Origin of the sequence: Pseudomonas sp. HN2 (assembly GCF_020736465.1) — a bacterium.
Classification (GTDB): Bacteria; Pseudomonadota; Gammaproteobacteria; order Pseudomonadales; family Pseudomonadaceae; genus Aquipseudomonas; species Aquipseudomonas moraviensis_A.
Map to the genome: position 1 here is coordinate 1,486,952 of NZ_CP085885.1, position 18,559 is coordinate 1,505,510.

Annotated in this window: 14 protein-coding genes; 5 read left to right on the forward strand and 9 right to left on the reverse strand. The window is 58.7% G+C overall.

What is annotated here, in order from left to right; genetic code table 11:
- Positions 1 to 135: 135 nt before the first annotated feature.
- The 4 genes from LIS66_RS06525 to LIS66_RS06540 all read right to left on the reverse strand — a co-directional run bounded on the left by LIS66_RS06525 (position 136) and on the right by LIS66_RS06540 (position 3,773).
- On the reverse strand, positions 136 to 1,020 hold the full coding sequence (locus LIS66_RS06525; protein WP_041478884.1) for an alpha/beta fold hydrolase: 885 nt from the start codon (positions 1,018 to 1,020) through the stop codon (positions 136 to 138).
- Between the two features lie 316 nt (positions 1,021 to 1,336).
- Positions 1,337 to 2,029: a pseudouridine synthase gene (locus LIS66_RS06530; RefSeq protein WP_227973842.1), complete on the reverse strand. Its 693-nt coding sequence runs from the start codon at positions 2,027 to 2,029 to the stop codon at positions 1,337 to 1,339.
- Between the two features lie 33 nt (positions 2,030 to 2,062).
- A complete protein-coding gene (locus tag LIS66_RS06535) occupies positions 2,063 to 2,293 on the reverse strand; it encodes a cysteine-rich CWC family protein (RefSeq protein ID WP_042608153.1) in 231 nt (76 codons plus the stop codon).
- Positions 2,286 to 3,773: a sensor domain-containing diguanylate cyclase gene (locus tag LIS66_RS06540; RefSeq protein WP_227973843.1), complete on the reverse strand. Its 1,488-nt coding sequence runs from the start codon at positions 3,771 to 3,773 to the stop codon at positions 2,286 to 2,288. Before LIS66_RS06540 ends, LIS66_RS06535 begins: the two co-directional genes overlap by 8 nt.
- Positions 3,774 to 4,143: 370 nt before the next feature.
- Between LIS66_RS06540 and LIS66_RS06545 the strand changes: the two genes are divergently transcribed.
- From LIS66_RS06545 to LIS66_RS06560, 4 genes are all read left to right on the forward strand, one after another.
- Positions 4,144 to 4,548, forward strand: a complete 405-nt coding sequence (locus tag LIS66_RS06545; RefSeq protein WP_039760873.1) for a hypothetical protein — start codon at positions 4,144 to 4,146, stop codon at positions 4,546 to 4,548.
- Between the two features lie 196 nt (positions 4,549 to 4,744).
- Positions 4,745 to 5,989 carry a glycosyltransferase family 4 protein gene (locus LIS66_RS06550; RefSeq protein ID WP_227973844.1) on the forward strand — a complete coding sequence of 415 codons (1,245 nt, stop codon included), beginning with the start codon at positions 4,745 to 4,747 and terminating at the stop codon, positions 5,987 to 5,989.
- A 1-nt stretch (position 5,990) separates the two neighbouring features.
- Positions 5,991 to 6,845: a hypothetical protein gene (locus tag LIS66_RS06555; RefSeq protein WP_227973845.1), complete on the forward strand. Its 855-nt coding sequence runs from the start codon at positions 5,991 to 5,993 to the stop codon at positions 6,843 to 6,845.
- Between the two features lie 2 nt (positions 6,846 to 6,847).
- Positions 6,848 to 12,379, forward strand: a complete 5,532-nt coding sequence (locus LIS66_RS06560) for a calcium-binding protein (protein ID WP_227973846.1) — start codon at positions 6,848 to 6,850, stop codon at positions 12,377 to 12,379.
- A gap of 68 nt (positions 12,380 to 12,447) precedes the next feature.
- Here the strand turns inward: LIS66_RS06560 and LIS66_RS06565 are convergent, their stop codons facing one another.
- Entirely contained in the window at positions 12,448 to 13,560 is a 1,113-nt protein-coding gene (locus LIS66_RS06565) for an enoyl-CoA hydratase/isomerase family protein (protein WP_227973847.1), read from the reverse strand.
- A gap of 132 nt (positions 13,561 to 13,692) precedes the next feature.
- Here LIS66_RS06565 and ung point away from each other — a divergent pair, with 132 nt between their 5' ends.
- Positions 13,693 to 14,385, forward strand: a complete 693-nt coding sequence (gene ung, locus LIS66_RS06570; RefSeq protein ID WP_042608147.1) for a uracil-DNA glycosylase — start codon at positions 13,693 to 13,695, stop codon at positions 14,383 to 14,385.
- Positions 14,386 to 14,475: 90 nt separating this feature from the next.
- Here ung and LIS66_RS06575 read toward each other — a convergent pair whose 3' ends face one another.
- Genes LIS66_RS06575 through LIS66_RS06590 form a run of 4 tightly spaced genes read right to left on the reverse strand, consistent with a single transcriptional unit; the run spans position 14,476 to position 18,511 of the window.
- A complete protein-coding gene (locus LIS66_RS06575) occupies positions 14,476 to 15,510 on the reverse strand; it encodes an AbrB family transcriptional regulator (protein WP_227973848.1) in 1,035 nt (344 codons plus the stop codon).
- Positions 15,503 to 17,017 carry a tripartite tricarboxylate transporter permease gene (locus tag LIS66_RS06580; RefSeq protein ID WP_042608145.1) on the reverse strand — a complete coding sequence of 505 codons (1,515 nt, stop codon included), beginning with the start codon at positions 17,015 to 17,017 and terminating at the stop codon, positions 15,503 to 15,505. The genes LIS66_RS06575 and LIS66_RS06580 overlap by 8 nt, the downstream gene beginning before the upstream one ends.
- A gap of 1 nt (position 17,018) precedes the next feature.
- Complete coding sequence (locus tag LIS66_RS06585; RefSeq protein WP_039760883.1) at positions 17,019 to 17,477, reverse strand: tripartite tricarboxylate transporter TctB family protein; 459 nt, start codon at positions 17,475 to 17,477, stop codon at positions 17,019 to 17,021.
- A 56-nt stretch (positions 17,478 to 17,533) separates the two neighbouring features.
- Positions 17,534 to 18,511 (reverse strand): Bug family tripartite tricarboxylate transporter substrate binding protein, encoded by a 978-nt coding sequence (locus tag LIS66_RS06590; protein WP_042608144.1) that lies wholly within the window; start codon positions 18,509 to 18,511, stop codon positions 17,534 to 17,536.
- Between the last annotated feature and the right edge of the window lie 48 nt (positions 18,512 to 18,559).

Sequence of the window (18,559 nt, forward strand, 5' to 3'; positions counted from 1 at the left end):
GACTCGGCCACGGATTTGAAGTTTTCTTTTCTTCGTCATGGCTTTGCCACGCAGAAATCAGTCGATCGCGAGCAAGTGGTCCGCCGGTGCAGTAAGGCACCTCAGGCTTGCAGCCTTGCCCGCGATGACGCGGTTTCAAATGGCCAGTGCATGTTGATCCTGCACAAACGAGTAGCGCGTTCGGCTGGCTTGCGGCGCGGGTTTCAGAAAGCCGAGCAGGGCGTTCTGGCTGTCGCGGCAGGCGGCTTTGTGCTCCATGTCGAGGAAGTGCCCGGTGGCTTGCAGGGTGGTGAAGCTGCTGTGGGCAACGTGGTTGCCGAACAGTCGCGCATCCTCGGCGGCGGTGTATTCGTCCCATTCACCGTTGAGAAACAGCACCGGCACGTTGATCTTTTTCGCCGCATTCAGATAGCACTGCCGGTCGCTGTGCAGCACGTCGTTGATGTGAAAGTGCATCTGCCCGTATTCATGCTCGGCGAGGCTGCTGACGTGGCGATAGTTGAAGCGTTTGAACAGCGACGGCAGGTGTTTGCCGATGGTGTTGTTGACCAGATGGCCGACCCGGTCGCCGTCGCGGCTGCCGAGGTAGTCGACGCCGCGCTCGAGGTAATCAAGCATGTGCGCATTGATCACCGGTGAAAACGAGCTGATCACGGCTTTTTCGATACGCCGGGGCTGCTGGGCGAGGGCGACCAATGTTGCCGCACCGCCCCAGGAGAAGGACAGCACGTGCTCGGCAGCAAAGTGGTCGATCAGCTCAAGAAGAATCTGCCCTTCGACTTCCTTCGTCAGATGTTTCTCATGCCGGTTGTGGGCTTTTGACCGGCCCGCGTAGGGCTGGTCGTAGCAGACCACGTTGAATTGCGGGTGCAGGTTTTTCACGGTCTGTGCAAACGACGCAGTCGTGGCCATCGAGCCGTTGACCAGAATGATGGTCTTTTCTGCGGCGTCTGCGCGATAGAACTCCGTGTAAACCCGATACTGACCCTGTATATCCAGCACAGCGATTTCTGGCCTCATGTCATAAGACTCCTGGCAAGCAAGCGGGTATGCGCGCAATCGAGATTGCACGAGCTTTGTGACAGGTAGGCATACGCCTGGAATGTGCTGGCCCATGTCGATCCGGTACGGCAGGTCGACGGGTGTTGTTATTGGCGGGCAGATTGCCGGCTGAGGCGCAGCCCCTAAGGGCAGACGACCGACAAAAAGTTTCTTGGAAGTATGTGGTGACTAATCGGTCACATTTCGCCCGACGTCCTGATTCAAGCAGGGGAGCCAGGATCACGCAAGTGCGGTTGGTAAATTGTTCGACAACTTCGGCTGAGCGGTAGCGGGCTTAGAACAAATGGATCTCTTCGGTGCGTAAAACGCGGTACTCGCCCGGTTTTAGCGCGTGGTCGAGGGCCAGTTCACCGATGGATTCGCGATGCAGGCGCAGCACTTTGTTGTTGAAGAAACCAAACATGCGCTTGACCTGATGGTAGCGGCCTTCAACGATGCTCAGCCGCGCCGAGCGTGGACCGAGCAGCTCCAGATGCGCCGGTTGCGTGGTCAGATCCTCGAAAGCGAAGTAGATCCCCTCGGCAAATTTCAGCGCGTAGCCTGCGTCGATGTCCTGCTCGGTTTCGACGTAATAGACCTTCGGCATTCTGGTTTGCGGCTGCGTCAGTCGCCGCGACCAGGCGCCGTCGTTGGTGATCAGCATCAGCCCGGTGGTATTGAAGTCCAGACGCCCCGCGATGTGCAGCTGTTCCTTGTCCGGTTCATCGAGCAGGTCGAGCACGGTCGCATGCTGCGGATCGCGGGTGGCGCTGACGCAACCCGGCGGTTTGTGCAGCATGAAATAGCGCGCCTGTTTGCCGCTTTGCAGCACCTCATCTTCGACTTCGACCCGGCTGAATTCCAGCACCTCACTGTGCGGGTCGCTGACGATTTTTCCGTCAATCCGCACGCGCTTTTCCACCAGCAACAGGCGAACCTGCTGACGGTTGTAGCGGGGCAGATTGCTGAGGAAACGGTCGACGCGCATGGTCAGAATTCAACGGAAAAAGGGTCGCGCATCTTACGGGATCGGCCGCCGGCCTGCTTGCAGTTGCGCTTCGACCTGCGCGCAGCGCGGGCACAGGCAGGCTTGATTGCGCAGCTCGACCGGCAGCGCCTCGAGCACTGCCGGATCGATGGTTACGCCGTAACACCAGCATTCGCGGTCGGCGGTGCGCGGGTCGGCGAGGCTGCAATCGTTGCGGGCACCGCAGGCCGGGCAGTGGTCGGGTTTGACGTCGAGATCAGGCATAAGTCGAGTGCGGCATTTCCATGCAGGTGCGGTTGCGCCCGGATTGCTTGGCGCGGTACATCGCATGATCGGTCCGGGACAGCAGGCTGTGCAAGGTGTCATCGCGTTGCACGGTGGTGGCGCCGATGCTCACCGTCAGATGCAGGCTGTGGCCGTCGTAGGCATATTCGTGTTGCTCGACGTGCTGACGGATTTTTTCGGCGATTTTCTGCGCGGTCTCGCCGTCGGTGTCTTTCAACAGAACGATGAATTCTTCACCGCCCCAGCGGCAGACGATATCCGCGTGGCGCAGGCAACTTTGCAGATCGCGGGCGAACCCGATCAACACCTGATCGCCGGCCATGTGCCCGTAAGTATCGTTCAACGTCTTGAAGTGGTCGAGGTCAAGCAGCAAAGCGGTCAGCGGCCGGGTTTCGCGTTGAGCCTCGTGCAGTGCCTGTGCGGCAAGAATGTCGAAGCCGCGTCGATTCGGCAGTTCGGTGAGGCTGTCGAGGGTGGCATGCGCCTGAATCTTTGCCTGGAAGCGTTTGATCACCCGATTGAGCAGCGCCAGCACTATCAGCGTCACCAGCAGGCAGATCAGCAGGTTGAGATACAGCGACTGGCGGATTTCGCTCAGCGCGCCGTCCTCGCGTTTATCGACGAACAGGTACCAGTTCAACTCGGGAATAAACCGCACGTTGAGAAAATGTCCCTGGCCGTGGGTGGAGTATTCGTAACTGCCGCTGTGCGGCTTGGGCAACTGGCTGACCAGACTTTTCATGCTTTCCAGTTCGCCGAGGCCCTGGCCGATGTGCGCGCCTTCCGGGCCGCCCTCGGCACCGGTCAACACGAGACGGCCGAAGGTGTCGACGAAGTACACGCTGCGTTGATAGCGCTGTTGATACTTGTCGATCAGCTTGATCACCGCATCCACGGTCAGGCCCACACCCGCGGCGCCGATGAAGCGGTTGTGGTAGTCGTAGACCTTGTAGTTGATGAAGAACGTCAGGTTGTCCTTGTTGGCCAGATCCGGGTCGACGTTGATCTCGTACGGATCCCGCATGTCGCGTACGCGGAAATACCAGGCATCGCGCGGCTCTTCAATTTTGACCTGCTTGAGCACGCCTTTGGCGTGGTAGTAGGTGAGCGTGGCATTGGAAACGAAGAATGCGGTGTAGGCGCCGTAATGGGTCATGACTTCGTCGAGGTAACGGGTCATCTGCTCGGGGTTCTGTTCGCCGTTGACCACCCAGTCGCGCATGAACGTGTCGCGGGACATCATCGAAGAAATCAGGATCGGCCGGACCAGATCTTTCTGGATTTCCGAATAGACTGTGTCGGAGGTCAACGGCAGTTCGGTGTTGACGATGTTGTCGCGGATCGACGCGCGGGACGCGAAATAGCTCAACAGCGAGGTGGCGAGAAACCCGGCGCCGAGCAGGGCGACCAAGGTGAGCACCAGGGAACGTTGCGAGTACAAGGGAGAACGAAGCGGCATGGCAGATCCGTTGGCAGTGGCCCGATGGGATGCATTCTAGTGGGATGGTCGGGAAAACACTGCGGGATTTGTGCCTGAAATGGCGGGGGATATGACTCGGCGGTGTGTCAGGGAAATCGCATCCGTCTACCGGATAGAAAAGCTGATTGTGGTGATGGCGAAATTGGTGATCGGCTCGGTATCAGTCAAATGATCGCCTCTGAAACTCATCTGCGTCAGATAAACAGGATTTCATAATCACTTGTTTCAACTTGTTGCAGGAACGCACCAGATTCGGAAAACGCTGTCTGATTTTTCGACAGTCACAGAATTGTTGACTGTCGCCTGCCAGCGTCGCTGGTGTGGCCAACCCGCGGTCCAGGAGGCCGCCATGTATCGCCGAATCGTACTGCTTGCCGTGATGCTTTTTTCCCTTGGCGGATGCGTCCCATATTCATACGGAGACAGCTATTACAGGTCAGAGGTCTACACATCACCCGCACCGGCCTATTACAGCGGTGGCGGCTCCTATTACCGTAGCGGCGGCACCTATTACACCCAGCCGCGCTATTACCAGCCAGCGCCGCGGTACTACCAGCAACCGCGTTATTACCAGGCCCCGCGTCACTATCAACCGGCTCCGCGCTATTACGAAAGCCGTCGCTGGCATGGCAATGATCGCGGACGTTGGGACGGCCACCGTCGCGGCGGTTGGGACAACGACCACCGTGGCCGCGGCAACTACGATCGCCACAGCGGTCGCCGTGACTACAACGGCCGTGGCAACCGTTGGTAATTAACCGTAAACAAACAAGCGGCGCATCAGGCGCCGCTTTTTTTTGCCCGTCGAAAAGTCGTTTCATTCGCCTTCTCCCAAGGGATTCCCGGAAGCGTCCTACAGTTTCATTTCGTGGCATTTGTTAGCGTTTGTGGATGCCGAACGACGTGAGAGATCCTCAGCTCAATAGCGGCGAAAAATGGACGTTAGCGCTATGAAGCTTCTGGTTATTCACCAAAATTTTCCGGGTCAGTTCCGCCATGTGGTGCTGGCGGCGATGGCCCGGCATGACGAGGTTGTGGCGATAGGCCGGGACACGGCACCGGGCGTCGTCGGGGTGAAAATCTATCGCTATCGAGCGACCAGCCGAGCGCCCGGCAATATGCACCCCTATCTGATTCGCTACGAACAAGCCGTGATGGATGGGCAGCAGGTTTTCGCAATCCTGAGCAGGCTGAAACGGTCGGGTTATCGACCAGACGCGATTCTCGCTCATCCCGGATGGGGAGAGACGCTGTTCGCCAAGGACGTCTATCCCGATACGCCGCTTATCCACTATTGCGAGTACTACTATCGAGCGCAGGGCGCCGATTCCGGCTTCGACCCCGAGTTTGCGCGGGCCACGGCGGAATCGTCACGGCTGCGGGTGCTCAATTCGCTGCATCTTTTGAATCTTGAACAATGTGATATCGCAATTTCGCCTACGCAGTGGCAGCGCAGCCTTTTTCCGGCCGCTTACCGGTCGGCTATTCGGGTCATTCACGAGGGTGTCATACAAGGTTCTGATAGGGCGAAAGTCGGGGCCGTCAGGTTGCCTGACGGAATCGAGCTCAGAGCCAGGCAGCCGATCGTTACCTTTGTCGCGAGAAACCTTGAGCCTTATCGCGGCTTTCACAGCTTTATGCGAGCGATCCCGCGTATTCAGGCTGAGTGCCCGGGTGCGCAAATCATCGTGGTTGGCGGCGATAGCGTCAGTTATGGGAGTAAGCCGGTCGGGTATGCAAACTGGCGCAGCAGAATGGAGGCGGAAGTAAGTTTTGATCACTCCAGAGTGCATTTCACCGGAAAGCTTTCTTACCCGACTTACCGGGCGGTTCTGCAGTGTTCGAAAGTTCATGTCTATTTGACGTATCCGTTTGTTTTGTCGTGGTCGTTATTGGAGGCGATGGCGTCTGGTTGCGTGGTCATTGCGTCGGATACGGCCCCGGTAAAGGAAGTGATCGTTGATGGGATTAATGGAGTGCTGGTGGATTTCTTCGATCATCAAGAAATTGCCAAAAATGTATGCAAGGTTTTGAAATCGGCGGGTGAGTACGATGGTCTTGCCAGCGCTGCGAAGTTGACGGCAAGTCGGTTCAGTGTGAAATCGGGCGTGAGCCAATACTTTGAGATTTTTGAAAGGGCGATGTCCGGGCATGACGATATATCAACCGTTCCGCAGTTTGATCGGGAGGGTTGAAATGTCCAGGAAGTGGCGTAAGCAGGCGATCAAGTGGTTCAAAAGGTTATTGAAGTATGGCCTGTTGGTGTATGTCTGTTACTGCGTAGCGGAATTTTATATCCAAAAAGAACAATCCGCCGAGTCGGCGGCTATTCACCAGGCAACCGAGAAAGCCTGTCAGAACAAGCTGGCGAGCATGAAGCAGGTGCCGATATTAGGCGGTGCCTATGTGGATAAGACGCTGGTCCCGGAGTTTTACGTTGGCATGCCTGAAATGGTGAATAAGAAAGCTTGCCTGGCAATTGCTCTGAAGGGGTTTTTCTGGTGGACCGGCGCGGGACTGCACCGTTACCAGGATCTGCGCCTGGAGCCGATACCCAAAAGTTGGCGGCTTTATAAATTGAATGCCGGACTTTTTACCAGAAAAGAAACCACCGAGCCTCATGAGCGCGGTTATCGGCACGTCAACTGGCCGGATGAGTTGATTGTGAAATTGAAAAATTATCCGGGGCTGGAGATTTGGCTGGATGCACCTCCGCCGCATTTCAAGAATGAAGATTCGGTCAGAACGTTTGTCATTACTGGCTGGCCGCGGCGAGATGGAACCCCTCGGTTGATCAACTGTGATGGCTTGATTCGTCCGGCTTCGGAGGAACAACTGACTGACGAGAAACTGGCACGGTTCAGCCGAGCTGAATTGGAAAACCTTGATTTCGGAAAATTGAATTTTTTCTGCACTATCAATCTGGATAACTTCGACTTCGCTGGGGGACACGGGAGCGTAGGTCTCGGACTAGCGTCATTACGCGAAGCACCTGAGATGCTCAAGTACCTCAGTGATTATCTTTCACGCTCTGTTATTACAAGGAAGTAACAATGAGTTATGTTTTTAGCGATATGGAAAAAACAGAAATTTTCAACGCAGCCAATATTTGCAAAGGAATGAGGCTGCGCTCAAAACAAATTCAGTACGATGCGCTGGAACTAGCAGGAGCCAGCTGCGCTCCTCTGTATCAAAAGCTGTTCGATATTATTGGCGAAAAAGTGTCTGAGGTTTTCGCTGTCGATAAAGAGGCTGGAGAAGTGCTGAAAAACGCCAGGCTCTGGCTGGCCGTGGCTATTGATGCCAACGGTGGAAACGGTGCCTACTCGGCGCTGATTCGTGGTTACACCTCGCGGCAAGGTGAACTCAGACTGAATACAATTTTCAGTGAAGACCTGATGCAGCTTTCATCTAACCAGGTTGCCGTCAATTTCATCAATACCCTGATCAACGGATCCCTCGCCGGTCAACTGGCGCCCTGGACCGTTCCGTCGATCAGCCAGATCGCAGAAATCGATGCCAGCGCGATTGGCGAGGCACTGTTCAAGGAGGTTTGCGGGGAGGACGATACCGCCGTGAAACGCAATTCCGGTTGGTCCGGAACGGTCGGCTTCAGCCTGTTGGGCGGTAAACCGCCCTATGAGACGTGGAGATTGATCTCTGCCGGCGAACAGGATGCGGAAGATGACGGCCCACCCATTCAGGCAAAAGCCAACCGGCTCGACGACTATAAAAACATTCTCTTCGCCATCGATTCCTACAGCGTCGGCCTGCGAGCGGCGATCAGCAATTTCGGCATCAACCCACTGCAAAGTCTGCTTTCAGTGGTGCCGGAGCAGATCAACATTGCTCTAGCCAGTGGCAGTGTGAATCCACTGATCCAGCATGTAGTGAAAGGCACACCTGTCGCCGCCGTGGTCGACCTGATTTTGCGCTACGGCCAGAATGAATTTCTCGACATGTTCAGGCGCACTTACGACGGCGATTCTGCTGCTTCACCCACCTCCAACGAGACCTTCGCCAGCAACGCTTACGCATTCTTCTCAGCACTCTCCCCAGAGCAGTCGCAAAGCATCGTCACCCGAACAATCGGCGAGTTTGGCAATGCGAGTGCATGGGCGAAACTGGCAGGCGAGGAGACACCGCTCGGCCTGGCGTTGCGCAATTCCTTACAGCAACTCAGCGAAGTCGTCATAGAGCGAACCGACGGTTATCCCGGCCGCAAATTTGAACTCTACGATCCGTTGACCGGCGAAGGTTTTATCACCGCGCAGTGGCTGGCGGATCGTGCGCAGATGCTGGCGCGGTTGATTGCCCGGACCCAAGGCTCGTTTGGGGAACACACGCTGCAGAAGTATTCCTACGCCGATCTCGCCTCAGGCAAACAGGCGCCGATGACCACCGGTGTGTTGAACCCGCTGGTCACGTTCGGTGATGACGATGGGCGATCTTTCGCCGGCGGCACCAATGCCGATCATCTGTATGGCGGCGTGGGAAATGACTCGATCGCCGGATTGGCGGGTAACGATGTCATTGAAGGAGGCCGCGGCAATGACTCGCTAAGCGGAGGCGATGGCAATGATGCGCTGTACGCAATGGGCGGTGATGATGTGCTGATCGGAGGTAAGGGCAACGACACTTTGATCGGAGGCGAGGGCAGTGACCGCTACGAGTTCTTCAGCGGCGATGGCATTGATGAGATTTTCGATGCCAACGCCAATGGGCAGCTGTGGATCAACGGCGCGCCGATCCCCACGCTGAAGCGCCGCACACCTTCGAGCAACATTTGGTCTACCGAGGATCAGGCAATCACCCTGACGCTCATTGAAGACACGCTCAACATCAAATACGGCCAGAGCGATCTGGTGGTGATCAAGAACTTCCAGCCCGGGATGCTTGGCATCCGACTCCCCGACCATGAGCGGCAGCCGGTCAGCGTTGCAGATCTGACACTTCAGGGCGACTGGAAAGCCAAAGACGCTGATCCCACTACCCCCGGCGATCAACCCTCCTTTGATGAGCTGGGCAACGTTGTGCTGCTGCCCAAGGTAAAACAGCGCAACAAGGCCGACGTACTTTACGGTTCCGCTGCAGACGACGTTATTCTCGGCCTGGGTGGTTCTGATCGATTGTTCGGCAAGGCTGGAGACGATCGATTATTCGGCGACAAAGAGACCACAATCGAAAAGGCCATGGCCGACGGTGACGCCAAGGGCAAGGCAAGTCGCGGCGACTGGCTCGACGGCGGGCAAGGCGACGATTTGCTTATCGGGACGGCATCGCGAGACGTTCTGCTCGGTGGCAATGACCGGGATACCTTGATCGGTGGCGCTGGCGACGACGTTTTATCCGGAGACGAAACCACCGGTGCGCTTGAGCAGGGTTGGGCGGTCAAGCGCGCTGACGTCCCCATAGCTGGCGGTGTCACCAGTCATCGAACGGTCTATTCAAAGGCCTCGACAAACAGCGCCTCCGAGGGCGGTGATGACGTGCTGTATGGGCAGGGTGGCAAGGACTTCATCAACGGCGGCTGGGGTCAGGACCTGCTCGACGGCGGGGCTGACGACGATTTGCTCGAAGGCGAGCAAGGGAACGACACCCTGGCCGGTGGCAGCGGCGATGACACGATGCTCGGTGACAATCTCGATTGGGGCGGTGGTCTACCCAGCAAGCATCATGGCAACGATGTGCTGGACGGCGGTAGCGGTGATGACTTGCTCGCCGGTAACGGTGGCAGCGACGCGTTGTATGGCGGCCTTGGCAACGACACTTTGCAGGGTGATGACGACGTAATCGACGGCGTCAACGGTAACGCCGCAGATTTTTTTGGCGATGATCTGCTAGACGGTGGTCCCGGTGACGACAGGCTCTGGGGCGGCGGTGGCGATGATCTGCTCTTCGGCGGCGAAGGTAATGACGATCTGATCGGCGATAGCCCTGACCATCCTGTTGGTTATCACGGTAACGACTTTCTCGATGGCGGCGCGGGGGATGACACCCTGCGCGGCATGGGGGGCTCGGACACGCTGCTGGGAGGGGCAGGAGCGGATTTCCTGGATGGCGATGTGTCTGACCTGCAGCCGGGCGGAATCAACAATGACCTGCTTCAGGGCGGCGAAGGAAACGATACCTTACAGGGTGGCTTCGGTGCCGACACACTGTACGGCGGCGCGGGTGACGACATTCTTGCCGGCGATTACGAAAATAGCGCTGAAACCGAGCTGAATGCCGATTATCTGGACGGTGGCTCAGGTAACGACACGTTGCTCGGTGGCGCCGGCAACGACACGTTGCTGGGCGCAGAAGGCACGGACTACCTTCGCGGTGATTCCGGCGACAACGTGTTTGATGGCGGTCCCGGTCACGACGTGTTGGACGGGCTGGAGGGTGCTGACATTTATTATTTCGGCACTGGCGATGGCCTGGATGTTGTTACCGATTCTGGTGGCCGCAACATCATCAGGTTCGGCGCAGGGTTTTCTGCGCAGAGTCTGCAAGCCGACATTATCCAAGTTACCGTCGGCACGGTGTTGCGACTGGCCAATGGCACGGGCGACGCGATACTCATCAAGAATCACGAGAAGTGGAAGGACTCCACATTCAGTTTCAGCGACGGCGTGGTACTGGGTTATGACGATGTCTTGCACAAAACATTGCCGCAGATGGAGGTGCCTGAGTTACCCGTACCGGAAGGTGTAAGCGCCTCAGGAACCGTTGAAAGCAGAGTTGAGGACCCGCTTCAGTCAGACGATGTAACTGCTCCGAAGCCACGCCCAGTGGCATCTGTTCAAACGGTTGACTGGACCGAGGAATTCCTCGCGCAAATCAATTCAAAACGCTCCGCCCGCAGACACGCCACTGGTTTTACCCTGAATGAACAAGGGGTCTGGGTTCGCAGTCATATCACCACCAGCGGCACCGGTTACACCACCCACACTGAGCTGATCGATCACAGCGTCGAAGCAGGTTCACTGTCTGTAACGCCGCAGTGGATGAAAGCTGATGGCGGGCGAGCCGTAGTCAGTGAAAGGCAGTCGAAAACCACAACGCGGGTCGAACATAAACAGGTGAAAGCCGAGGGAACAATGCCCTCCTCAAGCTTGGCGCCTCGCTATTATCGATCCGGTTCTGCCAACGGTTTTTCATTCAATATCGCAGATGTATTGGTTGAAGACCGGCAGGAGTCCGGCGCCCTTGAAGGCTGGTACGTTTATCCGGCGGCAAGTTTCAGTTCGAGCGAAACCGTGCGCAGGGAATTCCGTTGGGATGCCGAGAGCACAACGATCAAAAACAAAATCGTCCAAGGCGACGACGTCGGTGGGCGAGTCAATATCGAAGTGGAGAACGTTTTTCACGGCGGTGCGGGAGATGATCTGATCGTCGCTTATGCAGGCTCCCCACTCGACTACGGCACTGTCGGTGACAGAACACCGGGCGCGTATTTATCCGCAGGGGCAGGGGACGATACCTTGCTGGGCTCCGAGGGCGCCGACTATCTGCTCAGCGGCTCAGGTGACGATTGGCTCTACGGCGAAGACGGCGCCGACACCTACATCGTCCAAGCGCACGCCGGAGCGACAACCACGATTGCGGATGTACCGAACCCGGTTTTCCACCGAGCAGAAGTTGGCGCTGCGGGGTGGAAAGACGAGTTCGGATCGATCGATCAGGACACGGTCGTTCTGCCAGCAGATGCACAGCGCGATGCACTGCACTTGAGCTGGGGTGCTGCGTTGATAGAAACCACCCATGTCGAGCTGGAACCCAACCCAGGTCGCGCGGCTTACCGCAATCCGCCGAGGGCGAAAATGCTCCATCCGACTCTCGATATCCAATGGGGCGGGACGCAGAAAGTCCGCATCGTCTTGCCCCTCAACGGTGAACTTGAGGGGGCCGGGATTGAGCTCGTAAAGTTCGGCGATGGGTCGGTCGTAAGTGTGAAGCAACTCTTGGAATCAAGTCAGCTGAGCCCCGCGCCCGACACTTCTCATACTGGCGTCATCGTCAGCAATCCCACGCGTTTCACTGCCTTGCGAGACGGACGAGCACTTCCCTTGGTGGGCGGTCGTGGCAACGACACGATAACCGGCGCCGGAGAGATTCGCGGCATGCAGGGTGATGACATGCTTACGGGCAGCCCCGGTGATGATCTGCTGCTGGGGGGGGCGGGCAACGACACGCTGTCCGGCGGCGCTGCAAATGATATCTACCGATACGATGGCCTCGGCAGAGATGTGATCATCAACAGCGGAGGTGGCCTGGATGGAATCGATTTTTCCGAGCGCAGGCTGACTATCGACAACCTGAAATTTCACCGTGATCGCGATGATCTGGTGATCGTGGTGGATTACGGCATGGCACCGAAAATCCGGGTTTCCAATCATTTCGCCGCAGGTGAAAGCGCTATCGGCTTCATAAGAGTCAGCCAAGGAGCGACGATTCAGGACTACACCGCAGGGCAAATTGCTGAACGTCTGCACCCGCTTTCGCCACTGAGGGATGTCGAAGACATTTTGATAAAGGGCGACGATGAAGCGCAGCGGGCGATGATGGAAATCATCCAGTTTTACGAGCTGAATGTCTGAGTCGTATGGCGCCCGATTGAGCCAGCTCGCGATGGAAAGCCAGTCGCCATCGCGAGCAACGCGTCAGCTCAATACCGGGTCAGATCCGCCAAGGGATGTCGCCCCTCCCAGACTTTATGGAAGTGCGCCTCGACCACCGCATCCGGCACGTTATTGATATCCGGCCAGTGCCAGTGCGGCTTCTGATCCTTGTCGATCAAACGTGCGCGCACGCCTTCGCTGAATTCCGGGTGCCGGCAGCAGTTGAGGCTCAGGGTGTATTCCATCTGGAATACTTCGGCCAGCGACATATGCCGCGCGCGAAGGATCTGTTGCCAGACCAGATGCGCGGTCAGCGGCGAGCCCTCGGCCATGGTTTTCGCCGCGCGGGCAATCAACGGATCGCTGCTGTCACGGTGCAGGCTGATGGCTTTCCACGCACAGGTGACGTCGCTGACGTCGAGCAATTCGTCGATCTGCTGGCGACGCGGCAGCCATTGCGCTTCGGGCATTTGCTCAAGAGCCTCCTGCTGCAGAGCCTTGAGCAGGCTGTTGAGCTGCATGGCGGTCTGTTCCTGCCAGTTCAATTGCAGCAGGCCTTCGATCAGTTGCGGTTGCTGTTCGTCGAGCAGGAAGCGGTCGGCCAGATCCAGATCCAGCGCATCGCGACCGTTGATGTGCGCGCCGGTCAGCCCGAGGAACAAGCCGAGCCTGCCCGGCAGCCGTGCGAGAAACCAGCTGGCGCCAACATCCGGATACAGGCCAATGCTGATTTCCGGCATCGCCAGACGGCTGCTCGGCGTGACGATCCGCGTGCTGGCGCCCTGCAACAGACCCATGCCGCCGCCCAGCACGTAACCGTGGCCCCAGCAGATCAGCGGTTTGGGATAGGTGTGCAGGCTGTAATCCAGGCGATATTCCGCGCTGAAAAACTGCGCGGCCAGTGGCGGCACTTCGCCGGGATGAGCACGGCAGGCTTCGACCAGGCTGCGCACCTCGCCGCCGGCGCAAAAGGCCTTGGCACCGTTGCCGCGCAGCAATACGCAGACGATTTGCGGATCATCGGCCCAGACTTTCAATTTGTCGCTGAGGACGTTGATCATCGGCAGGGACAGCGCGTTCAGCGACTTTTCGGCATCCAGGCTGGCGATGCCGATGCGGGCGCCGTCGGTGCCGGTGCGTTCTTCGAAGTGCAGATTCATCGTGACCTCGATCGGAAATGTGAGCGATCAGTATGATCGCTGTGGGGGAAAGTGCCGGATCTGCGTCAGATCAATTGACAAGCGTGGCCGGCTTTCCTAGGGTTCGCCCCATTGTTTTTGCCGGAAATGACCATGACTGCTGACGACCGTATCAAACTCGAACCGAGCTGGAAGGAGGCACTGCGTGCTGAGTTCGACCAGCCTTACATGGCAGAGTTGCGCAGCTTTCTGCAGCAGGAGCGGGCGGCCGGCAAGGAGATCTACCCGCCTGGGCCGTTGATTTTCAATGCGCTGAACTCGACGCCGCTGGACAAGGTGAAAGTGGTTATCCTCGGTCAGGATCCCTATCACGGCCCGGGCCAGGCCCATGGTCTGTGCTTCTCGGTGCAACCGGGCGTGCCGGCGCCGCCATCATTGGTCAACATCTATAAAGAGCTGAAGCGCGACCTCAACATCGACATTCCCAACCACGGCTACCTGCAGAGCTGGGCCGATCAGGGCGTGCTGCTGCTCAACACCACCATGACCGTCGAACGCGCCAACGCCAATGCGCACAAGGACAAGGGCTGGCAACACTTCACCGACCGCATCATCGAGGTGGTCAGCGAACGGCAGCCGCATCTGGTGTTCATGCTCTGGGGCGCCCATGCGCAGAGCAAGCAGAAGCTGATCGACGCCACCAAGCACCTGGTGCTGACCTCGGTGCATCCATCACCTTTGTCGGCCTATCGAGGGTTTTTGGGCTGTGGGCATTTCAGCCGGACCAACAAGTTCCTCGAACAGAATGGCGAGACGCCGATCGACTGGCGCCTTCCACCAATCTAAAAGCATCGCGAGCAGGCTCACTCCTACTTTGGAATACATTCCCCTGTAGGAGTGAGCCTGCTCGCGATTGGGGCGACTCGGTCTTAAGACTCATGCGGCATTGCGATTCCAGTACCTGAACAACGGCTCCGCCAGAAACAGCACAAACAGCAGCCGCATCACCTGCAGCGCCGTCACCAGTGGCACCGACAATTGCAGTGTCTCCGCCGTCAGACTCATCTCGGCAATCCCCCCCGGCATCATGCCCAGAGTCAGCGAACGCAGATCCAGATGGGTCAGCGCACTCAAGCCCAACGCCGACAGCGACGCGATCAACATTGTCAGCGCCGTGCCGATCAACGTCCGGCCCATGAACGACGGCGCGCGTCGGAAGAATTGCCGATTGAAGTGACAGCCCAAACCGCTGCCGATCAGCCATTGGCCAATCTGGCTGCCGCCGTTGGGCAAACCGATGTGCAAATCCCAGGTGATGCTCACCGCCGCGCTGACCAGCAACGGCCCGAACAGCCATGGATTGGGTTGGCGCAGACGCTGCCAGAGCCAGGCGAGCAGGGCACCCGCCGGAAACAGAATCGCCAACCAGCGCCAATCGACGCTGCCGGCATGAGAAATCGGCGTGCCGTCACCGAGCAGATACTTGAACGCCGCCGGCACGCACAACACCACCACCAGTACCCGCAGACTTTGTCCCGCCGCGACATGGCTGAGCAAAGCACCGTTGCGCGCGCCGAGGTTGACCATCTCTCCGGAACCGCCGGGCATGCTCGAGAAAAATGCGGTGGCGCGATCTTCGCCGGTGCGGCGCATCAGCCACACCCCGACCACCGCCGACAGGCTGGTGACCAGCGCACCGAAGAAGATCAGACCGAAATGACTGAGCACCTGCTCCATCACCAGCGGGGTGAAGTGCAGGCCGATACCGATGCCGACGATCCACTGCCCGCACTTGCGCCCGCTAGGGATTTCCGCCAGTTGCCACGGGGTCAGGCAGCGCACGAGGATGATCGCCAGCAATGAGCCGACCATCCACGGCAGTGGCCAGCCGATCTGACTGGCGATGAAACCGCCCAGCAGACCGACCAGCGGGGTGCCCCACCAGGCTTTCAGGGACGAGCGATCAGACATCGGCGATAGCGCGACGAGCGACCGCGCGTTTGCGCCAGATGCGAATCAGCGGGAACAGCAGCATCAGCGCGGTCAGCACCCACACACCGAAAGTGATCGGGCTCGACCAGAGGATTTCCAGCGCACCGTTGGAAATCGACAGCGCGCGACGCAGGTTCTGCTCCATCAGACCGCCGAGGATGAAGCCCAGCAATACCGGCGACAACGGGAAGTCGAGCTTGCGCAGGATGTAACCGAAGATGCCGATGCCGACCATCAGGAACAGGTCGAAAGTGGTGGCGTGAACCGCGTAGACGCCGATCCCGGTGATGATCGCGATGACCGGCACCAGTGCCCAGTTCGGCACGGCGAGGATGCGCGTGAAAATGCGGATCATCGGGATGTTGAGGATCACCAGCATGATGTTGGCGATGAACAACGACGCGATCAGGCCCCAGACGATATCCGGTTGTTGCTGGAACAGCAGCGGGCCTGGGGTGATGTTGTACAGCGACAGCGCGCCGATCATCACCGCCGTGGTGCCCGAACCCGGTACGCCCAGTGTCAGCATCGGCACCAGCGCGCCGCAGGCCGAAGCACCGATCGCCGTTTCCGGTGCAGCCAGGCCACGGGCATCGCCCTGGCCGAACTTGCCGCTCGCACCGGCGATGCGTTTCTCGGTCATGTAGGCCACGGCGCTGGCCAATGTCGCGCCCGCACCCGGCAACACGCCCATGATGAAACCGAGCAGGCCGCAACGAATGTTCACCACGAACACCGAAGCCGCTTCCTTGAAGTTGAACATCATGCGCCCGGTCGCTTTTACCGCTTCCTGGCCGCGATGGGTTTTTTCCAGCAGCAAGAGGATTTCGCTGATCGAGAACAGACCCAGCACCAGCACCACGAATTGAATGCCGTCGGTCAGGTGAATGTTGTCGCCGGTAAAACGGTACACGCCGCTGTTCGCGTCGATGCCGACGCTGGACAGGAACAGGCCGATCAATGCCGCGATAAAGGTCTTCAATGGTCGATCACCGGCCATGCCGCCGAGACAGACGATCGCAAACACCATCAACACGAAATATTCCGCCGGTCCGAAAGCAATCGCCCACTTCGCCAGCAGCGGCGCAAACAACACCATCCCGCACGTGGCGATGAACGCGCCGATGAACGAACTCCACGCCGACAGCGACAACGCCACACCGGCCATGCCTTGGCGGGCCATCGGGTAGCCGTCGAGGGTGGTCATGACGGTGGATGCTTCGCCAGGAATGTTCAGCAGGATCGAGCTGATCCGGCCGCCGTATTCGCAGCCCAGATACACCGCCGCGAGCAGGATCAGCGCTGACTCCGGCGGCAAACCGAGCGCGAACGCGATCGGGATCAGCAGCGCCACGCCGTTAATCGGGCCGAGGCCCGGCAGCAGGCCGACGACGGTGCCGATCAAGGTGCCGGTCAGCGCCGTGACCAGGTTGTACGGGCTCAGCGCGACGCCGAAGCCTTGACCCAAATAACCGAGGGTATCCATATCAGTTCTCCAGCACGTCGAGCAGGCCAAGGGGCAGCGGGACTTCCATCACCCGATCGAACAACAGGTACAGACCAATGGCCATCAGCGTGGTGACGACGATGCTCGGCACCCAACGCCCGCCGTACAGGCGTGCCATCGGAATGCCGATCACGATGCTGCTGAGGATGAAACCCAGCGGTTCGAACAGGCCGGCGAACACCAGCAACAGTGCGACGCAGATTGCAATCTTGGTCAGGGTTTCGCGGTCCAGCGGCGGCTCGTCTTCACTGTGTTTGATCGGCGCCGGGCGGAACACCATGTACAGCAGCGCCAGGCCCATCAGGCCAAGCATCAGCAGCGGGAAGGCACGTGGGCCGACCGGTTCGTAGGAAAAAGCCGCCTGGTACGGCCACGCCATCAGTGCCAGACCGGCGCAAACCAGCAGCAACACCGAGGCGAAAATGCGTTGAATAAGCATGAGAACTCCTGTGCCGCGCCCCCGAAGCGGGGAGCGCGGCCACTAGACAGAGACGATCACTGGATCAGGCCGAACTCTTTGGCCAGCACTTTGTAGTCGGCGACCTGCTTCTTCACATAGGTGTCCAATTCCGCGCCAGTCATGGCGAACGGGAACAGTTCACGCTGATCGCGCAGGGTGGCGAACTCGTCGGAGGCCAGCAGTTTGTCGAACGCGTCTTTCCACCAGGCGTAGTCTTCGTCGCTGACTTTCGGCCCGAGGTAGAAGCCGCGCACCACCGGCCAGACGATGTCGTAGCCTTGCTCGCGGGCGGTCGGGATGTCTTTCATTTCCGGCTCGTCGAGACGCTTGTCGGCGAACACCGCGAGCAGGCGCATGTCACCGCTCTGGATGTGTGGCATGGAGTCGGAGATGTCGGTACTGCCGACCTGGATGTGACCGCCGAGCAGAGCAGTGGCGATTTCGCCGCCGCCTTCGAGTGCCACGTAACGCAGTTCGCGCGGGTTTATCCCGGCGGCCTTGGCGATCAATGCAGTTTGCATCCAGTCCTGGCTGCCGACGGTGCCGCCGGAGCCAATGACCACCGAGCCTGGATCTTTCTTCAAGGCCTGCACGAGATCGTCGAGGGTCTTGTAGGGCGAATCGCTTTTCACCGCGATGGCGCCATAGCTGGTGCCGACCGCCGCGAGCCAGCGCACGTTGGTTTCATCGAAGCGACCGAACTTGCCCTGAGCCAGGTTCAACAGCGAACCGCTCGACCAGGCGACCAGCGTGCCGGCATCCGCCGGACGTTGCGCAACCACTGCGTTGTACGCCACCGCACCGACACCGCCGGGCATGTAGGTCACGCGCATCGGCTTGCTCAGCAGCTTCTGGTTGACCAGTGCGCTCTGCACCAGTTTGCAGGTCAGGTCGAAACCACCGCCGGGGGAGGCGGGGGCGATGCATTCAGGCCGTTTCGGCTCGGCCAGCAGTTGCCCGGCAAACAGCATCGCGCCAGCGGCGAGCGCAACTTTACGCAGTGATAAGTTCATCTGAGTCTCCTTGGGAGTTGTTGTTATGGACGTGCAGAATTACCAAAG

Bases quoted from the DNA above. Each gene is read 5' to 3' on its own strand.
- LIS66_RS06545 (WP_039760873.1), top strand. From the start codon at position 4,144: ATGTATCGCCGAATCGTACTGCTTGCCGTGATGCTTTTTTCCCTTGGC.
- LIS66_RS06525 (WP_041478884.1), bottom strand. From the start codon at position 1,020: ATGAGGCCAGAAATCGCTGTGCTGGATATACAGGGTCAGTATCGGGTT.
- LIS66_RS06540 (WP_227973843.1), bottom strand. From the start codon at position 3,773: ATGCCGCTTCGTTCTCCCTTGTACTCGCAACGTTCCCTGGTGCTCACC.
- LIS66_RS06585 (WP_039760883.1), bottom strand. From the start codon at position 17,477: ATGCTTATTCAACGCATTTTCGCCTCGGTGTTGCTGCTGGTTTGCGCC.
- LIS66_RS06580 (WP_042608145.1), bottom strand. From the start codon at position 17,017: ATGGATACCCTCGGTTATTTGGGTCAAGGCTTCGGCGTCGCGCTGAGC.
- ung (WP_042608147.1), top strand. From the start codon at position 13,693: ATGACTGCTGACGACCGTATCAAACTCGAACCGAGCTGGAAGGAGGCA.
- LIS66_RS06555 (WP_227973845.1), top strand. From the start codon at position 5,991: ATGTCCAGGAAGTGGCGTAAGCAGGCGATCAAGTGGTTCAAAAGGTTA.
- LIS66_RS06535 (WP_042608153.1), bottom strand. From the start codon at position 2,293: ATGCCTGATCTCGACGTCAAACCCGACCACTGCCCGGCCTGCGGTGCC.
- LIS66_RS06550 (WP_227973844.1), top strand. From the start codon at position 4,745: ATGAAGCTTCTGGTTATTCACCAAAATTTTCCGGGTCAGTTCCGCCAT.
- LIS66_RS06575 (WP_227973848.1), bottom strand. From the start codon at position 15,510: ATGTCTGATCGCTCGTCCCTGAAAGCCTGGTGGGGCACCCCGCTGGTC.
- LIS66_RS06560 (WP_227973846.1), top strand. From the start codon at position 6,848: ATGAGTTATGTTTTTAGCGATATGGAAAAAACAGAAATTTTCAACGCA.
- LIS66_RS06530 (WP_227973842.1), bottom strand. From the start codon at position 2,029: ATGCGCGTCGACCGTTTCCTCAGCAATCTGCCCCGCTACAACCGTCAG.
- LIS66_RS06565 (WP_227973847.1), bottom strand. From the start codon at position 13,560: ATGAATCTGCACTTCGAAGAACGCACCGGCACCGACGGCGCCCGCATC.
- LIS66_RS06590 (WP_042608144.1), bottom strand. From the start codon at position 18,511: ATGAACTTATCACTGCGTAAAGTTGCGCTCGCCGCTGGCGCGATGCTG.